The sequence below is a fragment of the Paenibacillus hunanensis genome (assembly GCF_034055775.1).
Lineage (GTDB): Bacteria > Bacillota > Bacilli > Paenibacillales > Paenibacillaceae > Saccharibacillus > Saccharibacillus hunanensis.
Genome location: NZ_CP139194.1, coordinates 5,439,594 through 5,460,863, shown reverse-complemented (window position 1 = coordinate 5,460,863; position 21,270 = coordinate 5,439,594). Strand labels below are relative to the sequence as shown.

Here is a 21,270-nt window from a genome sequence, read left to right as displayed (position 1 = left end):
GGGCAGCGACTTTTGTCGATCGCGAATACACGATATGAAATAACGAATGTTTATTATTTATACGGTTCCTGATGTATGTCATGTCATTTCGTTTTTTCGTTGTTGTTGCTGGGCTTCATCTATTGCTTCCTGTCTTTTACTGCTTCGTATCTTCTTTTATCTTCGCACTTACCGTAGCAGGCAATTCATTCGGCTGTACCTCATTGTAGGAAAGAATATAGCCGCCCTTGGAAACGAGGCGGATATACGCGCCGGAGCGCAGCTTCTTCATTCCAGTAAATGTCGTCTGTTGCATGGTTCCATCCTCACGCCATGCGGGTAATGTGTATTCGACCGTTCCAGATGTAGCATCTTTGATACCAGCGTTGTTGATCTGCACATACGAATATTGTTCATGGATAAAGGGATTGAATTGTACCCGATTGCGCTCGGGCATGAGCTGATATACTCCGTAACCAACGACAGATGTAGCGATAACGATTAAAGCGCTTAGAAGCAGAATCCATTTTTTCATCATTGTATTCTTCCTTTCGAATGTTGATAGAGGTGGTTGTGATCTCTGCATAGCCTGTCTACCGAAGCATGTCCGGTTGGGGAGTAGGATGTAATGGCTACATGGGTGAAGTCATATCGATCGGCTCGCAGGAGCACGTTATAGCATGTAGGTGTTTTGTTGATGTCTCTATCGTATGCGATCTGAGAAAAAGCGGATATCGATTTGGCTTACGGCAAGCTTACATTAGTGTAAGGCGATGAACTCTTTTCAAAAGTGTCAGGTTAGGCTATACATAGAATACATAGATAATCGAATGATGGGCTGGAGGAGATGGAGGATGTATATACTGGGTGCGGCGCTGCTATTGCTAGCGTTATTTGCGTTTAGCCACGCGTCAGATCGAAGGCGATTGCAAAATGGTGTCTATCTGACCAGTGGCTTGCTATTGCTGCTCCTGGCATTGGCTGTGTATATGTGGCGCAGTCCGGATGGATTCTGGCAGTACGCGAGTGTGCTGCTATTAATTATTGCCATCGCGTTATTGCCGGTGATGATTCTGGCAATCAGCGTAGGATTGGTGTATAACGGGCGTATTTTGCTGCGAAAAGAAGGCTGGAAGCTACGTAACACATTGCCTGTAGTGGCAGGTATTGCGATTGTCGTTGTTCCGGTGTTAACGCTGGTTGTGCCTCCAGTTCGCTGGCTCCAGCTACCGGTATTACTGTTGGAGCTATATATGATGTATTTTGGCTTCCTGTTTGTGTGTTATCTGGTATCGTCGTTTCTATACAATCGCTATCGTCCAACCTATATGACGGACTTTATTGTGGTGCTTGGTAGTGGATTGATTCGAGATCGCGTGCCGCCACTGCTTGCCAGCCGACTGGATGGCGGAATCAAGCTCTATCGCCAGCAGAAGCTGCGTGGGCAAGCGCCATTTTTTATCGTATCCGGTGGTCAGGGCTCGGATGAGACGATCTCGGAAGGAGCAGCGATGAGGCTGTATCTGCTCCAGCACCAGATTCCAGATGATCATATTATCGTAGAGGAACGCTCCGTGAATACGATGCAAAATATGCGCTTTTCCCGTATCATCATGGACGAAATTATGGGCGGGCGCTCGTATCGCTGTGTATTTGTAACGAATAATTTTCATCTGTTCCGTGCAGGTATCTACGCCCGTATTGCCGGGATTCGTGGAGATGGTATCGGTACGCCGACCGCACCGTACTATTTGCCGGGAGCATTTATACGTGAATATATCGCTGTGCTGGTCATGCATAGACGGATTCATATGACGATTATGCTGTTTATTTTGTTGAGCATGCTGACGCTATTCGAGCTGCTGCCAGACGTGATGTATGTGCTGGCAAACTGATGAGGTTGAAGAGGGCAAACGTCCTTATGCTTGAACATTTCTATACTCGAACGTCTATATGCTCGAATCAGTGGGAAACGTTAGCGCTTCGCTATTGTGGTAGGCAGTCACTATTTCGTTAGGTAGTGAGCCCATACCTCATCGACTTGTTGATCACCCTCTACATTGTGAGAAGAGTTACAACCTTGTGCCCTCCTCGGCTGTTATGATAAGTAGCGGTCAAGGGGGGAAGCGGAGATGGCAACAATTGTAGCCAATGAGCAATTGGCGGCAGGGATTTTTCGGATGACGGTGGCAGGGGATTACCGCGGAGAGATAGGACAGTTCTATATGGTGCGCTGTGATGATGGCTATCGCGCAGATAGCTATCCATTATTATCCCGACCGCTCAGTATTCATGAACGGGGAAAAGAAGGGATCGTCTTTCTGTATCGTGTGCATGGACGCGGAACCGAGCTGCTGTCTCGTCAGATAGCTGGACAGCATGTATTGCTGGAAGGCCCTTTCGGGACAGGCTTTCCGCGATTAGACGTAGCGCAGTCTAATGGCAAGCGTATTGCGCTGGTAGGGGGTGGCATGGGTGTTGCGCCATTGCTTCCGGTAGCTCAGCATTATCGACATGCAGATGTATATCTTGGCTACTCAGGTACTGCCTTTGCTGTAGATTCCTTTAAAAAGGCAGTTGTACATAGCGAGCAGGTACAAGTGATAAATGATGCACGGCGTAGTGTGCTGGAGCTACTGAATACCGGGCGCTATGACTGCATTATGGCGTGTGGGCCAGCGGGTATGCTACGAGCGTTAGCGGAGCAATGTGACTATATCGATACCATGCCACAACACATCCATCATGAGTGGATGAGCAAAGAGTCGATGAGCTATCATTCCTCAGCTACAGCGAGCGCATGGACGACAACGGAAATGGAACAGACTAGCTCCGAGCAGGCAGTCATCCATTCTTCACGCATGAACACCTCCAATATGAACACTCCAAGTATAAACATAGAAAATAAAATAAGTACGCTCCAGCGCCCTGCATTATACGTATCCATTGAGCGTCGTATGGCATGCGGACTGGGTGCCTGTCTGACCTGTACCGTGCGTACGCGTCACGGTAATCGGCGTACCTGTCAGGAAGGCCCTGTCTTTCGCGCGGAGGAGGTGTGCTGGGATGAGCTTGCTCACCTGTAGCATCGGCGGCATCACTTTGCGTAATCCGATCATTATGGCATCCGGTACGTTCGGCTTTGGACGAGAATACGCGCAGCAATATGATGTGAGCGTGCTTGGCGGTATTTGCGGCAAAGGATTAACGCTGGAGTCACGCGTAGGCAATACGGGCTGCCGTGTGCAGGAAACGGCAGCCGGTATGCTGAACAGTGTGGGTCTGGAGAATCCGGGTATCGCTGCTTTTCTAGCCGACGAGCTAGACGAGATGGCAGCACTCGGCCCATGTGTCATCGCCAATCTGGGCGGTGTGAATGAGGACGAATATGTAGAGGGAGCCAGGCAGCTAACCGCAGATTATCATCGTCGTCAACGCGCAGGCAGACGTGGGGTAGAGATGATTGAGCTGAATATCTCCTGTCCGAATGTGAAGCAGGGCGGCATACAATTCGGTGTGGATACGGTGATGGCACGTCCAATTGTACGCGCTGTGCGTGCTGCGACCGATCTTCCACTTATGGTGAAGCTGTCGCCGAATGCCCAGCAGATTGTGGAGATGGCGCTCATGTGTGAGCATGAGGGCGCAGATGCCGTATCGCTCGTGAATACGTTCTCCGCTATGAAGATCGATATCCAGCGTCGACGAAGCTATTTTGATAACGGCTATGCCGGTTTGTCCGGGCCAGCGATTAAGCCGATTGCACTGAGGATGGTGCATCAGGTAGCACATGCTGTGCAGATTCCGGTCGTTGGTATGGGTGGGATTAGCTCGGTAGAGGACGCGATCGAATTCATTATGGCTGGTGCGGAAGCAGTGCAGGTGGGGACGCATAACTTTGTGAATATACGTGCAGGTAAGATGCTGGTGGAGGGTCTGGAGCAGTGGATGCGAGCGCAGGGAATAGCTTCACTGGCAGAAATTCGCGGCATCGTGTAATCGTGTATGAACGAGATGCACAGAACAGATGGGTAGTGAGATAGGCATAATTCGGCATTAAAAGTTAATATACAGGTATATTCGAGTGAGAAAATACGCTACAGACAGAACAGATGAACCTCTCTTCTGTATATACAGCGGAGCGCATAGAGCTTGAAGCTATGCGCTTCGCTGTCTTGGTATGGCTGTCTTGCGGTAAACGGAATCCTTTGCTCCGAATGCTGTGCCTGTTTTTCGGCGGCATGGCTTTTTCGCAAACGATATAATGGATACAGATGATACATCTAAGTATTTGCGAAGAAGGAGCGAACAAGATGAAGGCAAAAGATACATTGACACTCATACTGCTAGCGGCGATGTGGGGCGCATCCTTTTTATTTATGCGAGTGGCCGTCCCTGTGCTTGGGCCGCTCGTGCTGATTGATCTACGCGTGCTGATCGCCGGGCTGGGCTTGCTGCTGTACGCGCTATTATTACGCAGAAGACCGCAGTTGTTACATAAATGGAAGCAGTATTTGCTGCTTGGAGCCTGTAACGCGGCGATTCCATTTTGCCTGATTGCAGGTGCGGAATTGAGCATGAATGCTTCGCTGGCAGCTATTTTGAATTCGATGACTCCGCTATTTACCGCGATCATCGCCTATGTGTGGATCAAGGAGCCGCTAACCGGGAAAAAGATCGCTGGCTTGCTGCTCGGCGTAACGGGCGTGATTGTGCTCGTGAGCTGGAATGCTCATGCAGGCAGCACAGGTACGATTGGAGCAGTGTTGATGTCGTTAGGAGCGGCATTCTTTTATGGAATAGGGGGCATCTACTCCTCGCGCCAGTTCAAGGGAGAACAGCCGCTTAATCTGGCGATCGGACAGCAGCTTGCTGCGGGGCTACTCCTGTTGCTTGTAGCATTATTTTTCCTGCCGTCCCAGCTTCCCTCCGTATCAGTAGTCTGGTCGGTGCTGGCACTGGCGCTGTTATCCACCTCGCTCGGTTATTTGTTCTATTTCCGCCTGATTATTAATGTAGGTGCGGTGAAGACGCTGAGTGTAACCTTTCTCGTCCCTGTATTCGGCATCGTCTGGGGCTGGATGTTTCTGGATGAGCCGTTGTCGCTCGGGATGTTGGTGGGCTTGTTGATCATCCTGCTTGGGGTTGTGCTGGTGACCGGGATTAAGCTGCGTTCGCGGCGTGCGATGACCTGACCGTGATCGGTACATGAACGAGAAGAAGATCAACGACTACAGGGAACAGGGCATTTTGCAGTTATGAAAATATGAAAAATAGCCTTGAAAGCCAGCATGAATACGTGTAGTATACATATATAATTTCATAAAGCGGCGCAATATAACGGCAAATAAGCCGATGACTGGCTGACCGCTACACTCATATAATACTTGGGAATAGGGCCCAGAAGTTTCTACCGGATAACCAATGCAATTATCCGACTATGAGTGAAGAACGTGCTGACTGCTGTGCGATCCGAAAATGGGCGAGCCGCAGGCAGGAATGTGCATGCTGCATATTCTGTATTGGAACAACTATACAGACAGGCTTCACTTGAGTAAACGGACTCAAGGAGCCTGTCTTTTTTGTTTTTACGGCATTTTTTCACTTGGAAACCGGTTCTACCCGTAGGATGCAGAACAATATAGGGGGAAAGCGAAATGAAAGTATTAGAACAACGCATACAGGCAGAGGGCAATATTTTATCCGACCGTGTGCTCAAGGTGGATTCGTTTCTGAATCATCAGGTGGATACACAGCTGGCAGTGGCGATTGGACAGGAGTTTGCACGATTGTTCGCGCATGAACAGATTACGAAGGTATTAACGATTGAAGCGAGCGGTATTCAATTTGCGATGGCAGCAGGCATTGCGCTGAATGTGCCCTTTGTCTATGCGAAAAAGAAAAAAGCGATCACGCAGGGCGACCAGGTCTATTCTGCATCCGTCCATTCGTTCACACGCGGAGAAACGTATCAGGTAACGATCGTGCAGGATTACCTACAACCGGGTGAGCGCGTGCTGATCGTGGATGATTTTCTGGCAACAGGCGCGGCGCTTGTCGGGCTTGCCGATATTGTGGAGCAGGCAGGGGCGACACTCGTAGGTGTAGGCTGTGTGATTGAAAAGACGTTTCAAGAAGGACGCGGCTTGCTAGAGGAACGCGGAATAGCGGTTCAGTCGCTGGCACGTATCTCTGCGATGTCACCCGGGCATGTGGAGTTCATTCCCGAGCAGCCGCTTATCGCATCTAGCCTGAACAGAACAGGAGCGGGTGTCTAATGCTAGCCAAACATAAAGTATTTGCGCTTGGATTGCAGCATGTGATGGCGATGTACGCAGGTGCGATTGCCGTTCCGCTGATCATCGGGAATGCGCTGCATCTGACATCAGAGCAGCTTGCGTATCTGATCGCAGCCGATATGTTCACCTGCGGTCTGGCAACATTGCTACAGGTGCTGAGCACACGTTATTTTGGTAGCGGCTTGCCGGTTGTGCTCGGCTGTACCTTTACCGCGGTAGGCCCGATCATTGCGATTGCGTCAACGAGTAATCTGCCGACCGCGTACGGGGCGATTATTATATCCGGTCTGTTCGTGGTGCTGGCAGCGCCTTTATATGGTAAGCTGCTGCGCTTCTTCCCGAAAATTGTAACCGGCTCTGTCGTAACGATCATCGGTCTATCCTTGATTCCGGTAGCGATGAACAATGTAGCTGGTGGTCAGGGCAGTGCGGACTTCGGTGCGCTGCATAATCTGCTGCTAGCGCTCGTAACGCTGGTCGTTATTTTACTCGTAAATCGTTTTGCTACAGGCTTCCTGCGTTCGATCTCTGTGCTGATTGGTTTGGCTGTCGGTACGGTGCTGGCGTATATGATGGGCATGGTGCATTTCGGATCGGTCGGTGAAGCCTCCTGGCTGCGCGTGGCTCAGCCGTTTTATTTTGGCACACCGCAGTTTAGCTGGGTGGCGATTGCGACGATGATTATCGTGAATATTGTCAGTATGGTGGAATCGACAGGCGTGTATATCGCCGTAGGCAAGGCGACCGAGCAAAAGGTCGAGCAGCGCCGCATCGTGAGCGGTCTGCGCTCGGAAGGTCTGGCGATTATGCTGGGCGGTATTTTCAATGCATTCCCGTATACTGCCTTTTCGCAAAATGTCGGCTTGATCTCGCTCACTCGTGTCAAAACACGCAATGTCATCTTCGCCGCAGGTGGGATCATGGTCGTACTCGGACTGCTGCCTAAGCTGGCAGCACTCACAACTGTCATTCCAAGTGCAGTGCTGGGTGGCGCGATGATCGTCATGTTCGGCTCTGTTGCAGCTTCCGGTATGTCCATTCTCGCAGAGGTGAATCTGCGCAATGATCGTAATCTGATGATCGTCGCATGCAGCATCGCTGTTGGCGTTGGCTCAGCCGTTTTGCCAGCGATCTTTGGACAGATGCCAAGCTTCCTACAACCATTGCTGCAAAACGGCATTGTGACGGGCTCTGTTACCGCCGTTGTGCTCAATCTACTGCTATCAGATAAGCGTACTGTGGAGACGGAAAATGAAGACGGTTCTGTATCCGGGCTAGGGATGGATGCAGGCGAGAGTGCTACCGTAACGGTAGGAGCAAAGCAGTAAAACGATAGTAGTACACAAGCTCCAAACGCATCGGCAGGTCTAACGATCTGCATGATGCGTTTTTTGATGATATGCTTTAACCGAAATCCAAAAATCCAGAATCATAGTAATTGCTTATTCAAATTATACGAAGCAATGAAATGTATACTAGTGACTGTACAAAATGAACGAGTGATGCGATTATCACTTCACATAGTGGTATAGGATCAAGCGCATCATTTCTACAACCGTAGCAATTTACACTATCACCTAAAAGTGTTACATTAAATTGTTGTCAGGCATACGATACGGAGGGAAGACGGGCGATGAAAAATATTTTGTTTATTAATACAGGCGGTACGATTTCTTCTTCAGCAGAAGGTCATGGATTGACACCAACGCAATCGGCGGAAAATATCGTAGCTGCTGTGCCAGAGCTAGCAGGCATTTGCAATATCGCTGCGATGAATCTGATGAGTGTGGATAGCACGAACATTCAGCCAGAGGAATGGGTGACGATCGCACGCACGGTGCATGAGCAGCTACCCGGCTATGATGGCATTGTAATTGCACACGGCACCGACACGATGGCATACACTGCGTCCGCACTAAGTTTTATGCTGGGGGATCTGAACAAGCCAGTCGTGATTACCGGCTCACAGGTTTCTGTACTGGCGGAGTATAGCGATTCTCGTAAAAACATCAAGGATGCGTTCCGCACTGCATCCAGCGAGCTGACTGGCGTATTCGTCGTATTCAATGGCAAAATCATCAACGGCGCCCGCGCGTCCAAGGTTAAAACGAAAAGCTATGATGCGTTCGAAAGCATCAATCACCCATATATCGGCTATCTGGAGGATGAGGGAATCGTGTACAACGATATTCCGCAGACTCGTCAGCGTGAAGGGCATGTATACAATGATGGATATTCGCCAGATGTGTTCCTGATCAAGCTAATTCCAGGGATGCGCCCGGATATTTTCGATGCTGTCCATAAGCTCGGCTACCGCGGCATCATTGTCGAAGGCTTCGGCATGGGCGGTGTACCGTTTAAGGAGATCAATCTGATCGATAAGATTGAGGAGCTGGTTCAGAAAGGTGTTAGCATTGTCGTCACCACGCAATGTCTGTACGAAGGCGGCGATCTGACGATCTACGAGGTCGGTCAGCGCGCACTGGAGAAGGGTGTTATTCCATGCTATGACATGACGACCGAAGCACTGACCACCAAAATGATGTGGGTGCTCGGACAAACCTCCGATCCTGCACAGGTAGCACGTATGATGGCAACCAACTATGTCGACGAGATCACGCTTCCTCATTCATAAAAGGAATACTGTAAAAGCTATTTCAATACATGAACTGGCATGAAAGCGAACAGCTATCACCAGTCGAGTAGTATAGAATGAGAGATCGTAGCTATATTCATCACCTGAATCGGTAGAAACACAATCGATTCAGGTGATTTTTTGTTGCTAGATAACTTGTATTATGACATTTTTTATTGGTGGTAAATTGAATTTTTAGCTTCATTTTTCAACAAAATTAGATTGCTTTCTGGTAATTTATATTTGTTTGTGATGTAGGTGATTATATTTTTAATCATTCATTGGCATTCAAGTTATTTAGACAAATCAATCTAATTGTTTAGCTTGGATGATTCCCAACAAAGCGCGCTTGAGCTAACCACATTCGATATCGCAAAGCAGCGCATGCAAAAAAGGAGAACTCCAATGTGGAATTCTCCTTTTTCACGTTCATCCGTTACGCACTCCCGAAAGTGAATACGATGGATGACTTACGCTCACAGCGCTTCCCAGCGCGGGAAGATGCGGATCAGTCTTTGTTATTATTATTGGAACGTGCCTGACCGCCCTTACGTCCTGCTTCCTCGCGGCTCATACCATCAGAGTCGCTGCGCGCTTTGCCGCCTTCGCTGCCGATCTCTTGATAGAACTCTTTACCGTGGGACTCGGATGTAGCTTCGCCGCCCTTTTGCCCGATTTCTTGATAGAACTCTTTGTCATGAGAGTCGGACGTGGATTGTCCGCCCTTCTGACCGATTTCCTGATAAAATTCTTTGTCGTGATTTTTAGAAGTGGCTTCTCCACCCAGGCGACCAGCTTCTTCTCTGCTCATCTTGCCATTGTTGTTATTACTGTTGTTGTTTGCCATTTTCTATTCACTCCTCATAAGAATTTTTCTTGGTCTCGGTGCGCCGTGTTAGCGTCACGATATGTTATTACCCTTCCAAAAATAGAATAAACATCTAAAAAATAAAAATATTGTTTTATGACATTTGATTTCTTCTATTTTCGGAATGCCGATAACTCACATGCGATGAAAACAATGGCGTATGCACACCCTATGTTATTACCCTGCTCCTGCATCGATTTGGCAACTGGCTCGGCACAAAAAAGGAACTATCTTTGCTGAATGTCTGGTACGTCTTTATACCTTCCCGAACGATTGCGAACTGCATCGTGGGACATAGAGCTCGTTCGTTCCAGAGCGTTTCACTAGAAGATAGGAATACTTTTCAGAGTAATATGAACACCGTTCTACAGAGCATGTCACTTCAAATGCGCCAGATGAAAGACATGTCTGGAGGATTGCCTTTAAATCGATGAATCGCCTGGCGGCAGCCAGATATGACGCAGGTCGACCCAACCCTGACTGTTGAAGGTAATGCCGCGTACGCTGGGCAGATAAGTCGTCTGTACAGGCTTTTCGTATAACACATGAAGCTGGTAGCCCTGCACTAGTCGCTGTTCGATCTCGTTGAATAGCATTTGTCGTACGCTAGCATCAGGTTGTCGCAATATATCCTGTAGCCGATACGTAATATCTGTCGTCACATGGGGCTCGACATGCCCGGCCATCGTCTGATACAGATCGAATAAGCGTAGCTGCTCATCCTGATCTCGAATGAGGGAGAAGACGAGCAGATCAGATTGCATCCGCACATCGCCCTTAAACTGCTCGATCGGAACAGAACGCACCTCGCATGTATATCCAGCCTGTCGCAGACGATCAGCGATTTTCGCGGCATCTCGCCGATATTGCGGAATCGTTAAAATACGAAGTGACCGTTCACTATCGGTAGGCTCGTTGCTAGCCGCTGTTATGAGCGCAGACGCTTGCTGCTGCACGGCGGCTGGCGTTAGAGCAGCCTCATTATCGGTTCCCGACAAGTGTCTTTGGTTGTCTCCATCTGTCTCGGTCTGCAAGCACTGACAAATATGACGTCGTACCTCCGGCTGCTGAAGCAAGCCGGGCTTTTGCGTATTAAACGTGATGAATTTCCGTACAGATACTGGCGAAGGTAACTGGCTCCAGCTTTGATCCTGTCCACCTTCGATCGGCCCTGGAATAACTTGAAACGGTGAAGCCGTCTCACTTTCACTGCGACCACGCCCATCATTCTCTGTACGATGTACACGCCACGGAATATGAATAATCTCCGCACGATCTAGATGTGGTCTGCCGTGAAAATAAGGCTTGAACGCCTCCAACACCACCCGATCCTGATCCCGTTCCACCAGGCGAAAAGGCCCGGTACCGCTGGGACGATGCCCAAATTCCTCTTCCCCCGTACGGTTCAAGCCCTCCGGCACAATCCCGGCACGGCTGGTGCAGAGAAAGGGAAGGAAGAGCTCACATGGCTGGCGCAATCGAATCACGACGGCTCCGGTATGCAGCGCCTGCACCGAAGCGATTTGCTGGAAAATAAAACGATACAACGCAGGGCGCGAGCTTTGCATTAAACGCTCAAACGTATACACCACATCGTCCGCGGTCAGCGTTTGCCCGTGATGAAATAGCACATCCTTACGCAGATAAAATGTCCACTGCGTGCGCGCTGCATCCGTTTCCCAGGCGTGGGCAAGATGAGGCACAATCCGACCGCTCTCACTTTCCTTACGCACCAATCCATCGAAAATATGACTGGAAACGAATGATTCTGCCAGCAGGTTCATGTATAGCGGATCGACAGTATGAATCTGCTGTCGAATCGGTAGACGTAGCTGGTCAACTTGCCGATCCTGCCGAATCTCCGAATGCGGTCCAAAATACGTCAGCAGCCATTGCTGGAGCTGATCATCCAGTTCTGGTGACCGCGCCTGCTCACGAATCTGCTCAATACTCGTGCGAATATCTCCACGCCGAATCGTCTGCATCATTGATTCCAGCGCAATCTGCTCCGCTGTCACCAGAAAGCGCAGTAATGAGCGCTTGCCGCGACCACGCTGAGCTTGCCAGTCGATCCAGCCAGCTTTGCGCATATTGCCAATAATATTCAGTGCACTACGATGCGTTCGTTCCAGTACCGTTGCGATCTCGTCCAGTGTGACCCAGCGTCCTTCTGGATCAGCATATTGTCCGTGCAGTAGTAGAAATTGGCGATGTAGCTTCATCCGCATCTCTTCCTTTCCTAAAATACGAAATTAATTCATTCAATTCTTCTATTTATTTTCTTATTTTAATACCTAAAATAAGACGTGTACGACAGAGTAGAAGCTCAAACGGGGAGGTTCCATGATGTATCAAAAGCTGATTGTTGCTCCACAGCGTGCATGGATTGCGCTACTAACCGCGCTTGTGCTGGCGGTCATTCATCAGTATTTATTTTATGAACATGCGATTGGTGTGTCTTATCCGGTATTTGTCATTTTATTTTACTTATATATGTACACGTACGCAGGCGATCGGTTGCGGCAGGGCTCGGCAATTAGTCGATTATTGATGACAGCCATTGTCTTATTGTCACTAACGTATGCTTTATTTACGAATCCATTATTTTATGCGCTGAATATACTGGCTGTACCTGTTTTGATCCTGATGCATACGACCTACATGCTGAGTGAACGCCGCCCGCAATGGAGCAGCCCGGCATTAGTATGGGCGACCATTGAGCAGTTGCTGGTGCATATGTTTGCCCATATGCCGACTCCGTTTCGCATGCTGTATCACCAGCTTGCTCGGCGAATGGAGCAGGAGCGCAGACGCACACTGGGACGTATCCTGATCGGTGTGCTGACAGCAGCTCCGCTCTTGATTATCGTACTACTGCTGCTGACTTCGGCAGATCGTATGTTTGATGAATTGTTATCGAGCTTGCCATCCTGGTTCGCCGATATTACACCTGGCCCTGCTTTATTCCGTATCGCTTGGATCGGTGTGATGATGCTGGTGCTGTTCGCTTATTTATGGGGATTCGTTCGTCCATTACGACGTGATCCGCGGAGTGGACGATATCTATCGGAAAAGGAAGCTGCTGATCAGACAGTACGATCGGCATTCTCGGTAAATGGAGCAGTACCTGCGAATACAGCGACTCCGACACATGCCACAATACCAACAGCATCTACAATGGTAACGACAGATGCAACGCGTATCACGCCTATATCGACCACAGATAAAAAAGAATCTACTACTATCTGCGATGAATCCATAAAGGCTCCGGTTGAAGGGGCTAGCGTACAGCCTGAACAGCGAGCACATGAGCAACAGTTCCAGCCTAAACCGTCGATTGCGCCTAACGATCAAGTGCCCGCAATGAAATGGAATCCTCCAATCGAGCCGATGCGTCCCTTACGAATTGACCCACTTGTCGCCTCAACCGTATTGGTGCTCGTTAATATCGTATATATGCTATTCGTATGGTTGCAGTTTTCATATTTGTTTGGTGCTGGACAGGGGAGATTACCAGATGGAAGCACATATGCGGAGTATGCTCGCAGTGGGTTTGGCGAGCTGGTCATTGTGACGGCGATCAACTTCACCTTGTTATTATCTGTACTGTACAAGAGTGCGGCCGGTAGTCCGCTGCTGATGAATATCAATCGCTGGTTATTAGCTATTCTTGTCATGTGTTCGGCAGTGATGCTGGGCTCTGCCTTTACACGGCTGGTGCTGTATGAGCAGGCGTATGGCTATACGATGACTCGTTTTCTGGTACATGTATTCATGCTGTTTCTGGGTGTGCTACTGGTGCTGGCAGGCTTGCGTATTCGCTTCAGCCGCTTGCCTCTGTATAAATGCTTTTTAGTTGTCGGATTGAGTGCCTATGTCGTACTGAACTATACAGGAATGGAAAGCTGGATTGCTGAGCGCAATATAGAGCGCTACGCCCAGAGTGGTGAGCTGGATCAGGAGTATCTACTCGGATTGTCGGCAGAGGCAGTGCCACTATTGCTGACATTCGCCGAGAAACATCCTGAGCTTGGGCTGGCTCCGCGTTTGCGTGAGAGCAAGCAGTATCTATTGGAGCAGGATCGCAGCTGGCAGGCATTTAACTGGGCGACGTACCGTGCTGCGCGCGAGCTTCGCTGATGGGGTCTGGCGCAGAAAGAATAAGCAGAATTAGGACTGCTTGAACCTGCCATTAGGATGGATCACTATCTATAAGCTACAACATATACCAATAACCGATTTTAATTAGCCATACATCCACTAGCAATTTATCAACAAGCGATACATCGATAGCCATATACCAACAGTGATCGACCGACATAGCATAATTTAATCAACAGATTTTTTGATCTGTATTGTATATTCTGTCCCTATTCTATTGAAGGAGTGAGCAAGGATGATCATACCTGTACATTTACAGTGGGAGCTTGACCCGGCACAGCTTCCGTATCAGCAGTGGTTTAGTACGACCGGGCTGAGGCAGCAACTAACGAATGAGAAGACATGGACAGGGCAAGCGAATAATAGTGCGATAGCGAACGGATGCGATACGTCATTCACTAATCACCCGCGCGGATCGGCAAAAGCCTCTACTACCATCAATGAGCATGAAGTACGCTTATATATTGCCAGTCGACACCCCGAGCAGTGGGATACGATCGGCAGTATATGGCTACCGGATGATGGTTCGCTGGATACAGTAGAGCAGGGAAGCCGCTTCTGGTTATGGGAAGGGGAGATGCTCGCAGTTGTCACCGTTATGGAGTATCGTATGGAGGGATTCACGTATCCGTCATGGATGTGCTTAGCAGGGGATTGGAATCGTGAAGCCGCGCCCATCATAGCCGACTTCACCACTGATGCGATGAAACCACATCACTTTTTAGACAGAACAAGCCGCCCGTTATGGTAACGGGGCGGCTTGTTTATTTTATGCTACAGTTACGGCTTTATCCGTGTACGGGATTCGCGTAATCTGACGTGCACCTAAACGGATACACCTGAAACATAGTGCTAGATGTGCGAATGTATACATGTACAAAGCACACAGCCTGTATACCTCATTCTACGTACTCTTTTCCAGCATACGCTCCAGCGGTTCGGTCTCAACGATCAGCCCTTTACGCACCTTCAAATACTGATATTCGCCATCAATATGCAGCTTGAGCAATCCATTTTCAAAATCCGTATGCATTTCCTTGAAAAATACACCCTCCGCAATAATCGGCTGGTCGGTCTCGTAGCGAATCTGGTAGCCCTTTGGCGTGCGAATCACATCAACCTCGACACCATCCTCATGCGTTTCCTCTAGATTCGCCTTCATACGCTGGACAGCAACGATGTGCAGATCGATAGCGCCCAGATGCTCCAGCAGATCGTTCACGAATGAGCCGCGTGTAATCTCTTCCCAGAAGGAACGAACCGATTGCCCGATAATGATTTGCGTGACCTCATGCTGGTGCGCGACATCAGCAATGACCTCTGCCAGCTCGCGATCTTCATTTAGCTTCACGATGAATGTACCGCCTGCTTCTTCGGTCAGCTTTTTCCATGCATTGTAGTACTGCTGCATATTCATATCCAGCTCACTGACGGGCTCGCTCAGTACGCTGAGTACGATCAGCGGCGCATTCAGCAATTGCGCCAGGCGAATACCACGCCGAATCAAGCGCTCCCCATTCAGACTGTAATGAACACCAACCATAATTTTCTCTCCGCTCATTGCAATAACAACGCTCCTTTAATCCTTGATAGAGGCTTCTCCGGCACCATCATTGACTCATGTCTCGCTTGTCTGAGCTCACTCCATAGTTACTGCTTCATAGTAGCTCTCCTGCATGTACAATAGGCCGGGCAGGCAACGCGCAGCAACATCGCCATAGAAAAAATACAAGATGCCAGTACAGACTTTGAACATGCGTTAATATACAGATAGCTGATGCCCACAATGATATAAATATCTATTTGCTTGCTGCCAGTCGCCCTTTATAGACACTTAACCAGCATGGCTCAAAAAGAATAATAAGACTGACAATAATAGCTGAGAAATTCCCGTTCAGTCGGTAATCCTGTCCATCCTGTCATATAAGATGAAGCCTCTATACCTGATTCTGCCCCTGAGACACCTTCCGACAGCGCTTTGTGCCATGCGGTGAGTGCTTCTGCTGCCAGATGGGTGCGTGTGAAGCCCCATAGGGATTCGTATTGGTGAATAAGGATTCTGGCTTCTGCTGCTTCCACGTGCTTGAGACGACGGAACACTTGCCCCCACTTGATTAGATCCAGATGCGCCGATCCATCCGAAAACTCAAACTCTGCCCAGCCTGTAGCTCCGCCACCGGATAGGCGCAGCAAGCCACAATGTAGCGGACGACAAGATTCTGGCAATGCGAGCTTCGCCTGATCATATACAAATAGCTCCATCCGCTGAACACGAGCATGAACCGGAACGAGCTGCGAATCAACCGTAGGCTGAATCAGGGTGGCAACAGCAGATAACATACGTACATACACTCCTTTGAATGTGAGGTTTAGTTGTCAGCCATCATAGGGCATTTTGCAGGCAACGTAAATGCCAGATAAAGTCTATAGACCGTCATTTAAGTCAGCTGCTATGCATGTAATCGGATTCATTCCCTTTATTCATGCCATTAGTTCGATAATGCTCGGTTTTGCTTTACTTTATACAAAAAGCTAGTATACGTGAATAATAATGTGTAAATAAGCGAAAATAGAAGGTAAACGATCATTTTGTCCTGTGAAATGATCAAATTGACACCAAATGCGAAACCGCTCGTCTTTACTTTGCCTGAACAGGGGAGTATGATTCGTCTCAAGTTCATAAATTACGGTGTACGACATCTATATTGGCGCCGTAACCAGCTTAATGTCCGAGCCGCAGAGAAGACGCTCTGTAGCCGGGGAGCGGGGGAACCAGCGAACAGCCATCACAGACTGTTCAGGGGTGAATCGGTATCGCAGCGATCCATTAAGATCGACTGCTATCTGTAGGGAGACTCTTACTTCCGAATCCGTCAGCTAACCTCGTAAGCTGAATATAAGAGAGGCGACAATGATCATGACATCCGGTAAGCGCAGCTATGTCTGCGTGCGGAATGCCTGAGAAGCTGGCGAGAAAACCTCTTGTGCAGCTTCTTTTTTGTTTGCCTTCACACAATTGGAGGAGAAAGAGATGGAGTTGGAGCAGGAATCGGAGTTGCCTAAGGAGTATGTGCTGGTATCTCCAGCGACGCGTGCAGGGGAGCAGTTTATGCAGCTGCTCAAGGTCAAAGGAATTGCCTTTGCCGCGATCGTAAATAGCTATGCAGAAAAGGTAAAACTAGAACGAATGGGTGTGGCTCATGTGCTGTTGCTCGATACACAGCGCCAGGACGAATGGACCATTCCACAGCTAGCTGTCGGTAAAGTGTATCTATTTGAACGCAGCCTGCCGCTCTGCTGTCGGTATATCCAAATGTGCCGTACATGGACAAGCGAGCCGATCTACGTTATTACCGAAAGCAGTAATTCACGCATGATCTACAGAGGACTGGGTGCCGATCATATTGTGCACACGAATGGCGGCAGTGTCGCCTTTTTGCTCTGAGCAGCATCATAGCCTGACACCCGAATGACGCAGCATCTGCGCATTCGGGTATACACATGTATAAATAACAGAACTGCAATTACACATACGAATGATATGAAGGAAATATATGAAGGAAGACGCTATACAGGAATCGAGATATAGGGATGGAATATGATCGAGAGATCACCTGATAGATAGGTATAGGGATAAAGAATAGAGGTACAAACGAAACGCTTCTTCCAATCGTTTTACAGGAAGCACTCTAAGGGAAGCGCGATACGAGTAAAACATAGCAAGCGAGCGATCCGATCGAGCCACAACACACAGCATAATGGATACTAGCAGACAGAATGGAGGGGAAGTAAACTGACAGAACGCATAGCACTCGTCGCAGGCGCTACAGGTCTGGTCGGGCGCTCGCTGGTCGATATCCTCGTCCATGAACCAACCTATGACCGTATCAAAGTGCTTGTACGCCAAATCGTACCAGACTGGCAGTCGTATATACAGGTTGAGCAGATCGTGACCGATTACGATCATTTAGACCAGCATGCGGATACATGGCAAGCCACCGATGTATATTGCTGCCTCGGCACTACGATCAAACAAGCAGGCAGCCAGGAGCGCATGTACCAGATCGATGTCACCTACCCGCTCCGACTGGCTGAGCTAGCCCGGGCAAGGGGAGCCGAACACTTCCTGCTCATCAGCGCCATGGGAGCAGATGCTAACTCACGCATCTTCTATTCCCGTATCAAAGGCGAGCTAGAGCAGCAACTATCTACACTCGGCTACCCATCCCTATCCATCGTCCAGCCCTCCCTGCTACTAGGAGAACGCAAAGAATTCCGACTCGGCGAACGCACGGCTGCCGCTATTTCCAGCGTAGTATCGCCCCTGCTGCGAGGAGGGCTATCCAAATACAAACCCATCCAAGCCACCACCGTCGCCAAAGCCATGTACAAGCTCGCTCTAAAACGCCCCAAAGGCGTAAATACCTACCTTTCCCACCAATTACAACAACTCGGCTCATCTCACCAGACCGATAGCTGACGCGATAATGAGCGAAGAAGGAAGGTACAACGTGATGCGCGTAATATGGATATGCAGCGAGGGAATAGAATTACAAACTAACATCAAATAAAGCATGTAAAACATTCTTCAACCTCATCAGATGCTTCACTACATTCAAGGTTCTTAAAGTAAAGTTCTTATTGCTACCTCCCACCCGTACAAGTGGATGTTAGCGCCTGCTTCATCTCTGATACATTTAAGAACTGAATCTAAGAGTGAAAAAAACGAAATGATCCACTTTTAGCAATCTTTCTTATTTCTATTGTGTCTGTCCTTGCAGTGAGAGTCTTAGCCCTTTACAACATATGCTGCGAGCAGCACGGAACGGAGGGAAGGAAATAAGGGAAAAGGATGACTTGCAGTGTTAGCGATTTTCTAAAACGGGGTTCAATGAAGAGTGATTTTTGCGTAGCAAAATATCTTACCTCTGAGGAGGGGCGGGAATCTACATTTACTCCTAATCCAGTAGATTCCCGCGGCTCCACTGAGTCCGTTCCCTTATTCCTTCCCGCAAGTGATGTACGCACCCAGCACAAATGCAGCGCAAAGTGAACCAAAGACGCACCAACCCAACAAAGCTTTAAACCTGTACCACCTTGTACCCTAGCTAACCCACTGTACGCCACCCATTATAGCCGCTACAATGGTAGCATGGAACCGGATGCCCATCCAACGCGGCATACCGGACAATTAACATGTGCAGCTACCGCTGTAATGAAACGGAGAATGAATATGCCACAGATGGACGCGAAGCAGGCTGCTTCATTAATAGAGCAATGGATCGCTTTTTACGATATGGATAATCCGCAGGCGTGGGATCGAGATGACTATACATTTGTGCAGCAGTCGTGTCGCACGATGCGTGCCGCCATACAGGTACTACGAGGCAAGAGTGCGCCAGATCAGCGCAAGCTGGCAGACGGGCTGGAGGAGTTTATCGAGGACTCCTTTATGGATGATCCCCATGAATGGGAGCCGGAAAATCGTGCGTTTGTCAAACAGGCGATGGAGGCACTGCAATACACCGCAGCTCAATTACGCAAGTCATCGACGGGAGCAGGAGCTAGAACAGCAACAGGTGCCTCACAGCAGCGAGGTAACCAAGCCGCGCAGGGCAAGCCAGCAGCTAAGGGCAAAGGTATTCCAGGCAAGCAGAGCAGCAATAACCAATCAGTTGCTAGCAAAAATAGCACCAACCAAAGCAATAAGAACAGCACGAATAAGACACACGCAGGCAAAAACCATACCAGCCCCTCTACGTTCAATAAAATGAATAATCGTGGAGGCGGACGTGGTAAAAATGGAGGGCGTTAAGTCCTCGGCTAAACAGGAGACTTATATGAACATCGATTCGAATATCGAGCCAGCAGTTGTGGAACAGGAGCAAAACATTCAGGTGGAGCTTTGCCCTGCTGCGGACAAATATATTATTTGCAATATGTATCCTTTCTATCTATATGATCTGTCTGAGATCTGGGAGCGCCTGCCGAATCGGTATGGTGTATTCGAGGAGGACGATTGCTGTGCTACACTTGCGCAGCAAAGTGACGTCTTCAAAATCTGGTGGCGTCATCCCGGCGTGCTATTCCCGTTTCTCATTCGAGTGAACGGCATTCCAGCAGGCTTTGCGCTTGTATCGACCCCACCATATGTGCCAGCAGGCGAACAGGTAGAATACTTCCTGCATGAATTTTTCCTGATGCGTCCATTTCGCGGGAAAGGCATCGCACAGCAGGCGGCCAAATACGTATTTGATAGCTTTTCCGGTCGCTGGGCGCTGCATACGAATCCTACCGGGCGCAATATGCACACCCGTCGTTTCTGGCGTCAGCTACTCGCAGACTATACGAGCTATAAATACGATGAAGAACCGTTCGAATCGGATGAGAATGGGCCACTGCTGACCTTCCGTTTTGTCAGTCAGGCGAGCCCTTCATCCGCTCAGGTTGAAATTCAAAAGTGAATGGGATACAGTAAGCTAGCAATCCCAAGCGATAGGGTATGCATCGTATTAAAGGGTAGGAAGACTAGTATCCAATCCTATCCAGCATACTTTATACCTTTACAACGACTAGAAATGGAGCGAAATTCACATGAGTGACGCAGCAGAACAAGCCTTTTCCAGAGCGTTAGTTCAATCTCTGGTCGGCGAGCGCGGTCATCTACCGATTGCTCGCGCGCTATCCGATATCAATCTGAAGCTGGCAGGCGAGCAGGTAGAAGGTCTGCCTTATACGATCTATCAGCTAGTTAGCCATATGAGCTACTGGCAAGACTTCATGCTGGCTCATGTTCGCGGCGAACAGCCTGCACGCCCACCAGCCGTAGCCGATAGCTGGCCACAGCAAACGAATGCCGCAGACGAAGCAAGCTGGCAAGTTGTGCTGGACGATTTCCTGCAAGGCATCGATACTGCCTGTGAACTCGCACGTACGCTGGAGCTTGCCCAGCCACTGGCACTCATCCCAACGGAGACCGTTGCGGGATTCTTACGTAATATCGCTTCACACAATACGTACCATCTTGGTGAGATCGTCATCATCCGCCGTCTACTCGGCTCATGGCCGCCACCAGGAGGAGGCTATCCAGCATAATGCTGGATGGTCTTTTTTTGTTTTTACAAAATGAATAGAGTATTTAATTCGTGACTATGTATGTGATCGCGACAGTGGAACCCTATTTTTAAAACGGATAAAGGATTATTTGCTGTAAATGACAGATGTCATTCGCCTACAGCATGAGTTGGAAAATAAAAAAGCTGTTCCCGAAAATAACATGGCACAGCCTTTTATTTGAATATTTTATAGTATGTACAATAGTCTATTTT

At 48.9% G+C, this 21,270-nt stretch carries 19 protein-coding genes and 2 riboswitches; of the genes, 14 read left to right on the top strand and 5 right to left on the bottom strand.

Annotation, left to right across the window (positions count from 1 at the left end; translation table 11 throughout):
• Nucleotides 1-136: 136 nt before the first annotated feature.
• Nucleotides 137-517 (bottom strand): YxeA family protein, encoded by a 381-nt coding sequence (locus tag SK066_RS22210; RefSeq protein ID WP_320543052.1) that lies wholly within the window; start codon nucleotides 515-517, stop codon nucleotides 137-139.
• 316 nt (nucleotides 518-833) lie between these two features.
• Here SK066_RS22210 and SK066_RS22205 point away from each other — a divergent pair, with 316 nt between their 5' ends.
• From SK066_RS22205 to SK066_RS22175, 7 genes are all read left to right on the top strand, one after another.
• Entirely contained in the window at nucleotides 834-1,874 is a 1,041-nt protein-coding gene (locus tag SK066_RS22205; protein WP_320543051.1) for a YdcF family protein, read from the top strand.
• Between the two features lie 237 nt (nucleotides 1,875-2,111).
• On the top strand, nucleotides 2,112-3,065 hold the full coding sequence (locus SK066_RS22200) for an iron-sulfur cluster-binding protein (RefSeq protein WP_320543050.1): 954 nt from the start codon (nucleotides 2,112-2,114) through the stop codon (nucleotides 3,063-3,065).
• On the top strand, nucleotides 3,046-3,978 hold the full coding sequence (locus SK066_RS22195; RefSeq protein WP_320543049.1) for a dihydroorotate dehydrogenase: 933 nt from the start codon (nucleotides 3,046-3,048) through the stop codon (nucleotides 3,976-3,978). The genes SK066_RS22200 and SK066_RS22195 overlap by 20 nt, the downstream gene beginning before the upstream one ends.
• 314 nt (nucleotides 3,979-4,292) lie before the next feature.
• Nucleotides 4,293-5,174, top strand: a complete 882-nt coding sequence (locus tag SK066_RS22190) for a DMT family transporter (protein WP_320543048.1) — start codon at nucleotides 4,293-4,295, stop codon at nucleotides 5,172-5,174.
• A gap of 161 nt (nucleotides 5,175-5,335) precedes the next feature.
• Nucleotides 5,336-5,440: riboswitch (purine riboswitch) on the top strand.
• Nucleotides 5,441-5,636: 196 nt separating this feature from the next.
• Nucleotides 5,637-6,257 carry a xanthine phosphoribosyltransferase gene (locus SK066_RS22185; protein ID WP_320543047.1) on the top strand — a complete coding sequence of 207 codons (621 nt, stop codon included), beginning with the start codon at nucleotides 5,637-5,639 and terminating at the stop codon, nucleotides 6,255-6,257.
• Nucleotides 6,257-7,606 (top strand): nucleobase:cation symporter-2 family protein, encoded by a 1,350-nt coding sequence (locus SK066_RS22180; RefSeq protein WP_320543046.1) that lies wholly within the window; start codon nucleotides 6,257-6,259, stop codon nucleotides 7,604-7,606. The genes SK066_RS22185 and SK066_RS22180 overlap by 1 nt, the downstream gene beginning before the upstream one ends.
• A gap of 305 nt (nucleotides 7,607-7,911) precedes the next feature.
• Nucleotides 7,912-8,913: an asparaginase gene (locus SK066_RS22175; RefSeq protein WP_320543045.1), complete on the top strand. Its 1,002-nt coding sequence runs from the start codon at nucleotides 7,912-7,914 to the stop codon at nucleotides 8,911-8,913.
• Between the two features lie 508 nt (nucleotides 8,914-9,421).
• Here the strand turns inward: SK066_RS22175 and SK066_RS22170 are convergent.
• Together SK066_RS22170 and SK066_RS22165 are read right to left on the bottom strand one after the other, a co-directional pair.
• Nucleotides 9,422-9,760, bottom strand: a complete 339-nt coding sequence (locus tag SK066_RS22170) for a general stress protein (RefSeq protein WP_320543044.1) — start codon at nucleotides 9,758-9,760, stop codon at nucleotides 9,422-9,424.
• Nucleotides 9,761-10,203: 443 nt separating this feature from the next.
• Nucleotides 10,204-12,003 (bottom strand): ABC transporter substrate-binding protein, encoded by a 1,800-nt coding sequence (locus SK066_RS22165; RefSeq protein WP_320543043.1) that lies wholly within the window; start codon nucleotides 12,001-12,003, stop codon nucleotides 10,204-10,206.
• Between the two features lie 121 nt (nucleotides 12,004-12,124).
• On the opposite strand from SK066_RS22165, the gene SK066_RS22160 reads away from it, so the two are divergent.
• Nucleotides 12,125-13,921 (top strand): DUF4153 domain-containing protein, encoded by a 1,797-nt coding sequence (locus tag SK066_RS22160; RefSeq protein ID WP_320543042.1) that lies wholly within the window; start codon nucleotides 12,125-12,127, stop codon nucleotides 13,919-13,921.
• A 256-nt stretch (nucleotides 13,922-14,177) separates the two neighbouring features.
• The gene (locus tag SK066_RS22155) at nucleotides 14,178-14,693 is read left to right on the top strand and encodes a hypothetical protein (protein ID WP_320543041.1); all 516 of its coding nucleotides are present in this window, start codon (nucleotides 14,178-14,180) and stop codon (nucleotides 14,691-14,693) included.
• 153 nt (nucleotides 14,694-14,846) lie between these two features.
• Here the strand turns inward: SK066_RS22155 and SK066_RS22150 are convergent, their stop codons facing one another.
• Entirely contained in the window at nucleotides 14,847-15,503 is a 657-nt protein-coding gene (locus tag SK066_RS22150; RefSeq protein WP_320543040.1) for a universal stress protein, read from the bottom strand.
• Between the two features lie 287 nt (nucleotides 15,504-15,790).
• On the bottom strand, nucleotides 15,791-16,282 hold the full coding sequence (locus tag SK066_RS22145) for a hypothetical protein (protein WP_320543039.1): 492 nt from the start codon (nucleotides 16,280-16,282) through the stop codon (nucleotides 15,791-15,793).
• Nucleotides 16,283-16,678: 396 nt separating this feature from the next.
• Nucleotides 16,679-16,850, top strand: a riboswitch (cyclic di-AMP (ydaO/yuaA leader).
• 123 nt (nucleotides 16,851-16,973) lie between these two features.
• Here SK066_RS22145 and SK066_RS22140 point away from each other — a divergent pair.
• The 5 genes from SK066_RS22140 to SK066_RS22120 all read left to right on the top strand — a co-directional run bounded on the left by SK066_RS22140 (nucleotide 16,974) and on the right by SK066_RS22120 (nucleotide 21,037).
• On the top strand, nucleotides 16,974-17,387 hold the full coding sequence (locus tag SK066_RS22140) for a hypothetical protein (RefSeq protein WP_188775912.1): 414 nt from the start codon (nucleotides 16,974-16,976) through the stop codon (nucleotides 17,385-17,387).
• A 348-nt stretch (nucleotides 17,388-17,735) separates the two neighbouring features.
• Nucleotides 17,736-18,422 (top strand): oxidoreductase, encoded by a 687-nt coding sequence (locus SK066_RS22135; protein ID WP_320544943.1) that lies wholly within the window; start codon nucleotides 17,736-17,738, stop codon nucleotides 18,420-18,422.
• Between the two features lie 753 nt (nucleotides 18,423-19,175).
• Nucleotides 19,176-19,757: a hypothetical protein gene (locus SK066_RS22130; RefSeq protein ID WP_320543038.1), complete on the top strand. Its 582-nt coding sequence runs from the start codon at nucleotides 19,176-19,178 to the stop codon at nucleotides 19,755-19,757.
• Between the two features lie 25 nt (nucleotides 19,758-19,782).
• The gene (locus SK066_RS22125) at nucleotides 19,783-20,406 is read left to right on the top strand and encodes a GNAT family N-acetyltransferase (RefSeq protein ID WP_188775909.1); all 624 of its coding nucleotides are present in this window, start codon (nucleotides 19,783-19,785) and stop codon (nucleotides 20,404-20,406) included.
• A gap of 130 nt (nucleotides 20,407-20,536) precedes the next feature.
• The gene (locus SK066_RS22120) at nucleotides 20,537-21,037 is read left to right on the top strand and encodes a DinB family protein (RefSeq protein ID WP_188775908.1); all 501 of its coding nucleotides are present in this window, start codon (nucleotides 20,537-20,539) and stop codon (nucleotides 21,035-21,037) included.
• The last annotated feature ends 233 nt before the right edge of the window (nucleotides 21,038-21,270 follow it).

Bases quoted from the DNA above. Each gene is read 5' to 3' on its own strand.
- SK066_RS22210 (WP_320543052.1), bottom strand. From the start codon at position 517: ATGATGAAAAAATGGATTCTGCTTCTAAGCGCTTTAATCGTTATCGCT.
- SK066_RS22205 (WP_320543051.1), top strand. From the start codon at position 834: ATGTATATACTGGGTGCGGCGCTGCTATTGCTAGCGTTATTTGCGTTT.
- SK066_RS22200 (WP_320543050.1), top strand. From the start codon at position 2,112: ATGGCAACAATTGTAGCCAATGAGCAATTGGCGGCAGGGATTTTTCGG.
- SK066_RS22195 (WP_320543049.1), top strand. From the start codon at position 3,046: ATGAGCTTGCTCACCTGTAGCATCGGCGGCATCACTTTGCGTAATCCG.
- SK066_RS22190 (WP_320543048.1), top strand. From the start codon at position 4,293: ATGAAGGCAAAAGATACATTGACACTCATACTGCTAGCGGCGATGTGG.
- SK066_RS22185 (WP_320543047.1), top strand. From the start codon at position 5,637: ATGAAAGTATTAGAACAACGCATACAGGCAGAGGGCAATATTTTATCC.
- SK066_RS22180 (WP_320543046.1), top strand. From the start codon at position 6,257: ATGCTAGCCAAACATAAAGTATTTGCGCTTGGATTGCAGCATGTGATG.
- SK066_RS22175 (WP_320543045.1), top strand. From the start codon at position 7,912: ATGAAAAATATTTTGTTTATTAATACAGGCGGTACGATTTCTTCTTCA.
- SK066_RS22170 (WP_320543044.1), bottom strand. From the start codon at position 9,760: ATGGCAAACAACAACAGTAATAACAACAATGGCAAGATGAGCAGAGAA.
- SK066_RS22165 (WP_320543043.1), bottom strand. From the start codon at position 12,003: ATGAAGCTACATCGCCAATTTCTACTACTGCACGGACAATATGCTGAT.
- SK066_RS22160 (WP_320543042.1), top strand. From the start codon at position 12,125: ATGATGTATCAAAAGCTGATTGTTGCTCCACAGCGTGCATGGATTGCG.
- SK066_RS22155 (WP_320543041.1), top strand. From the start codon at position 14,178: ATGATCATACCTGTACATTTACAGTGGGAGCTTGACCCGGCACAGCTT.
- SK066_RS22150 (WP_320543040.1), bottom strand. From the start codon at position 15,503: ATGAGCGGAGAGAAAATTATGGTTGGTGTTCATTACAGTCTGAATGGG.
- SK066_RS22145 (WP_320543039.1), bottom strand. From the start codon at position 16,282: ATGTTATCTGCTGTTGCCACCCTGATTCAGCCTACGGTTGATTCGCAG.
- SK066_RS22140 (WP_188775912.1), top strand. From the start codon at position 16,974: ATGGAGTTGGAGCAGGAATCGGAGTTGCCTAAGGAGTATGTGCTGGTA.
- SK066_RS22130 (WP_320543038.1), top strand. From the start codon at position 19,176: ATGCCACAGATGGACGCGAAGCAGGCTGCTTCATTAATAGAGCAATGG.
- SK066_RS22125 (WP_188775909.1), top strand. From the start codon at position 19,783: ATGAACATCGATTCGAATATCGAGCCAGCAGTTGTGGAACAGGAGCAA.
- SK066_RS22120 (WP_188775908.1), top strand. From the start codon at position 20,537: ATGAGTGACGCAGCAGAACAAGCCTTTTCCAGAGCGTTAGTTCAATCT.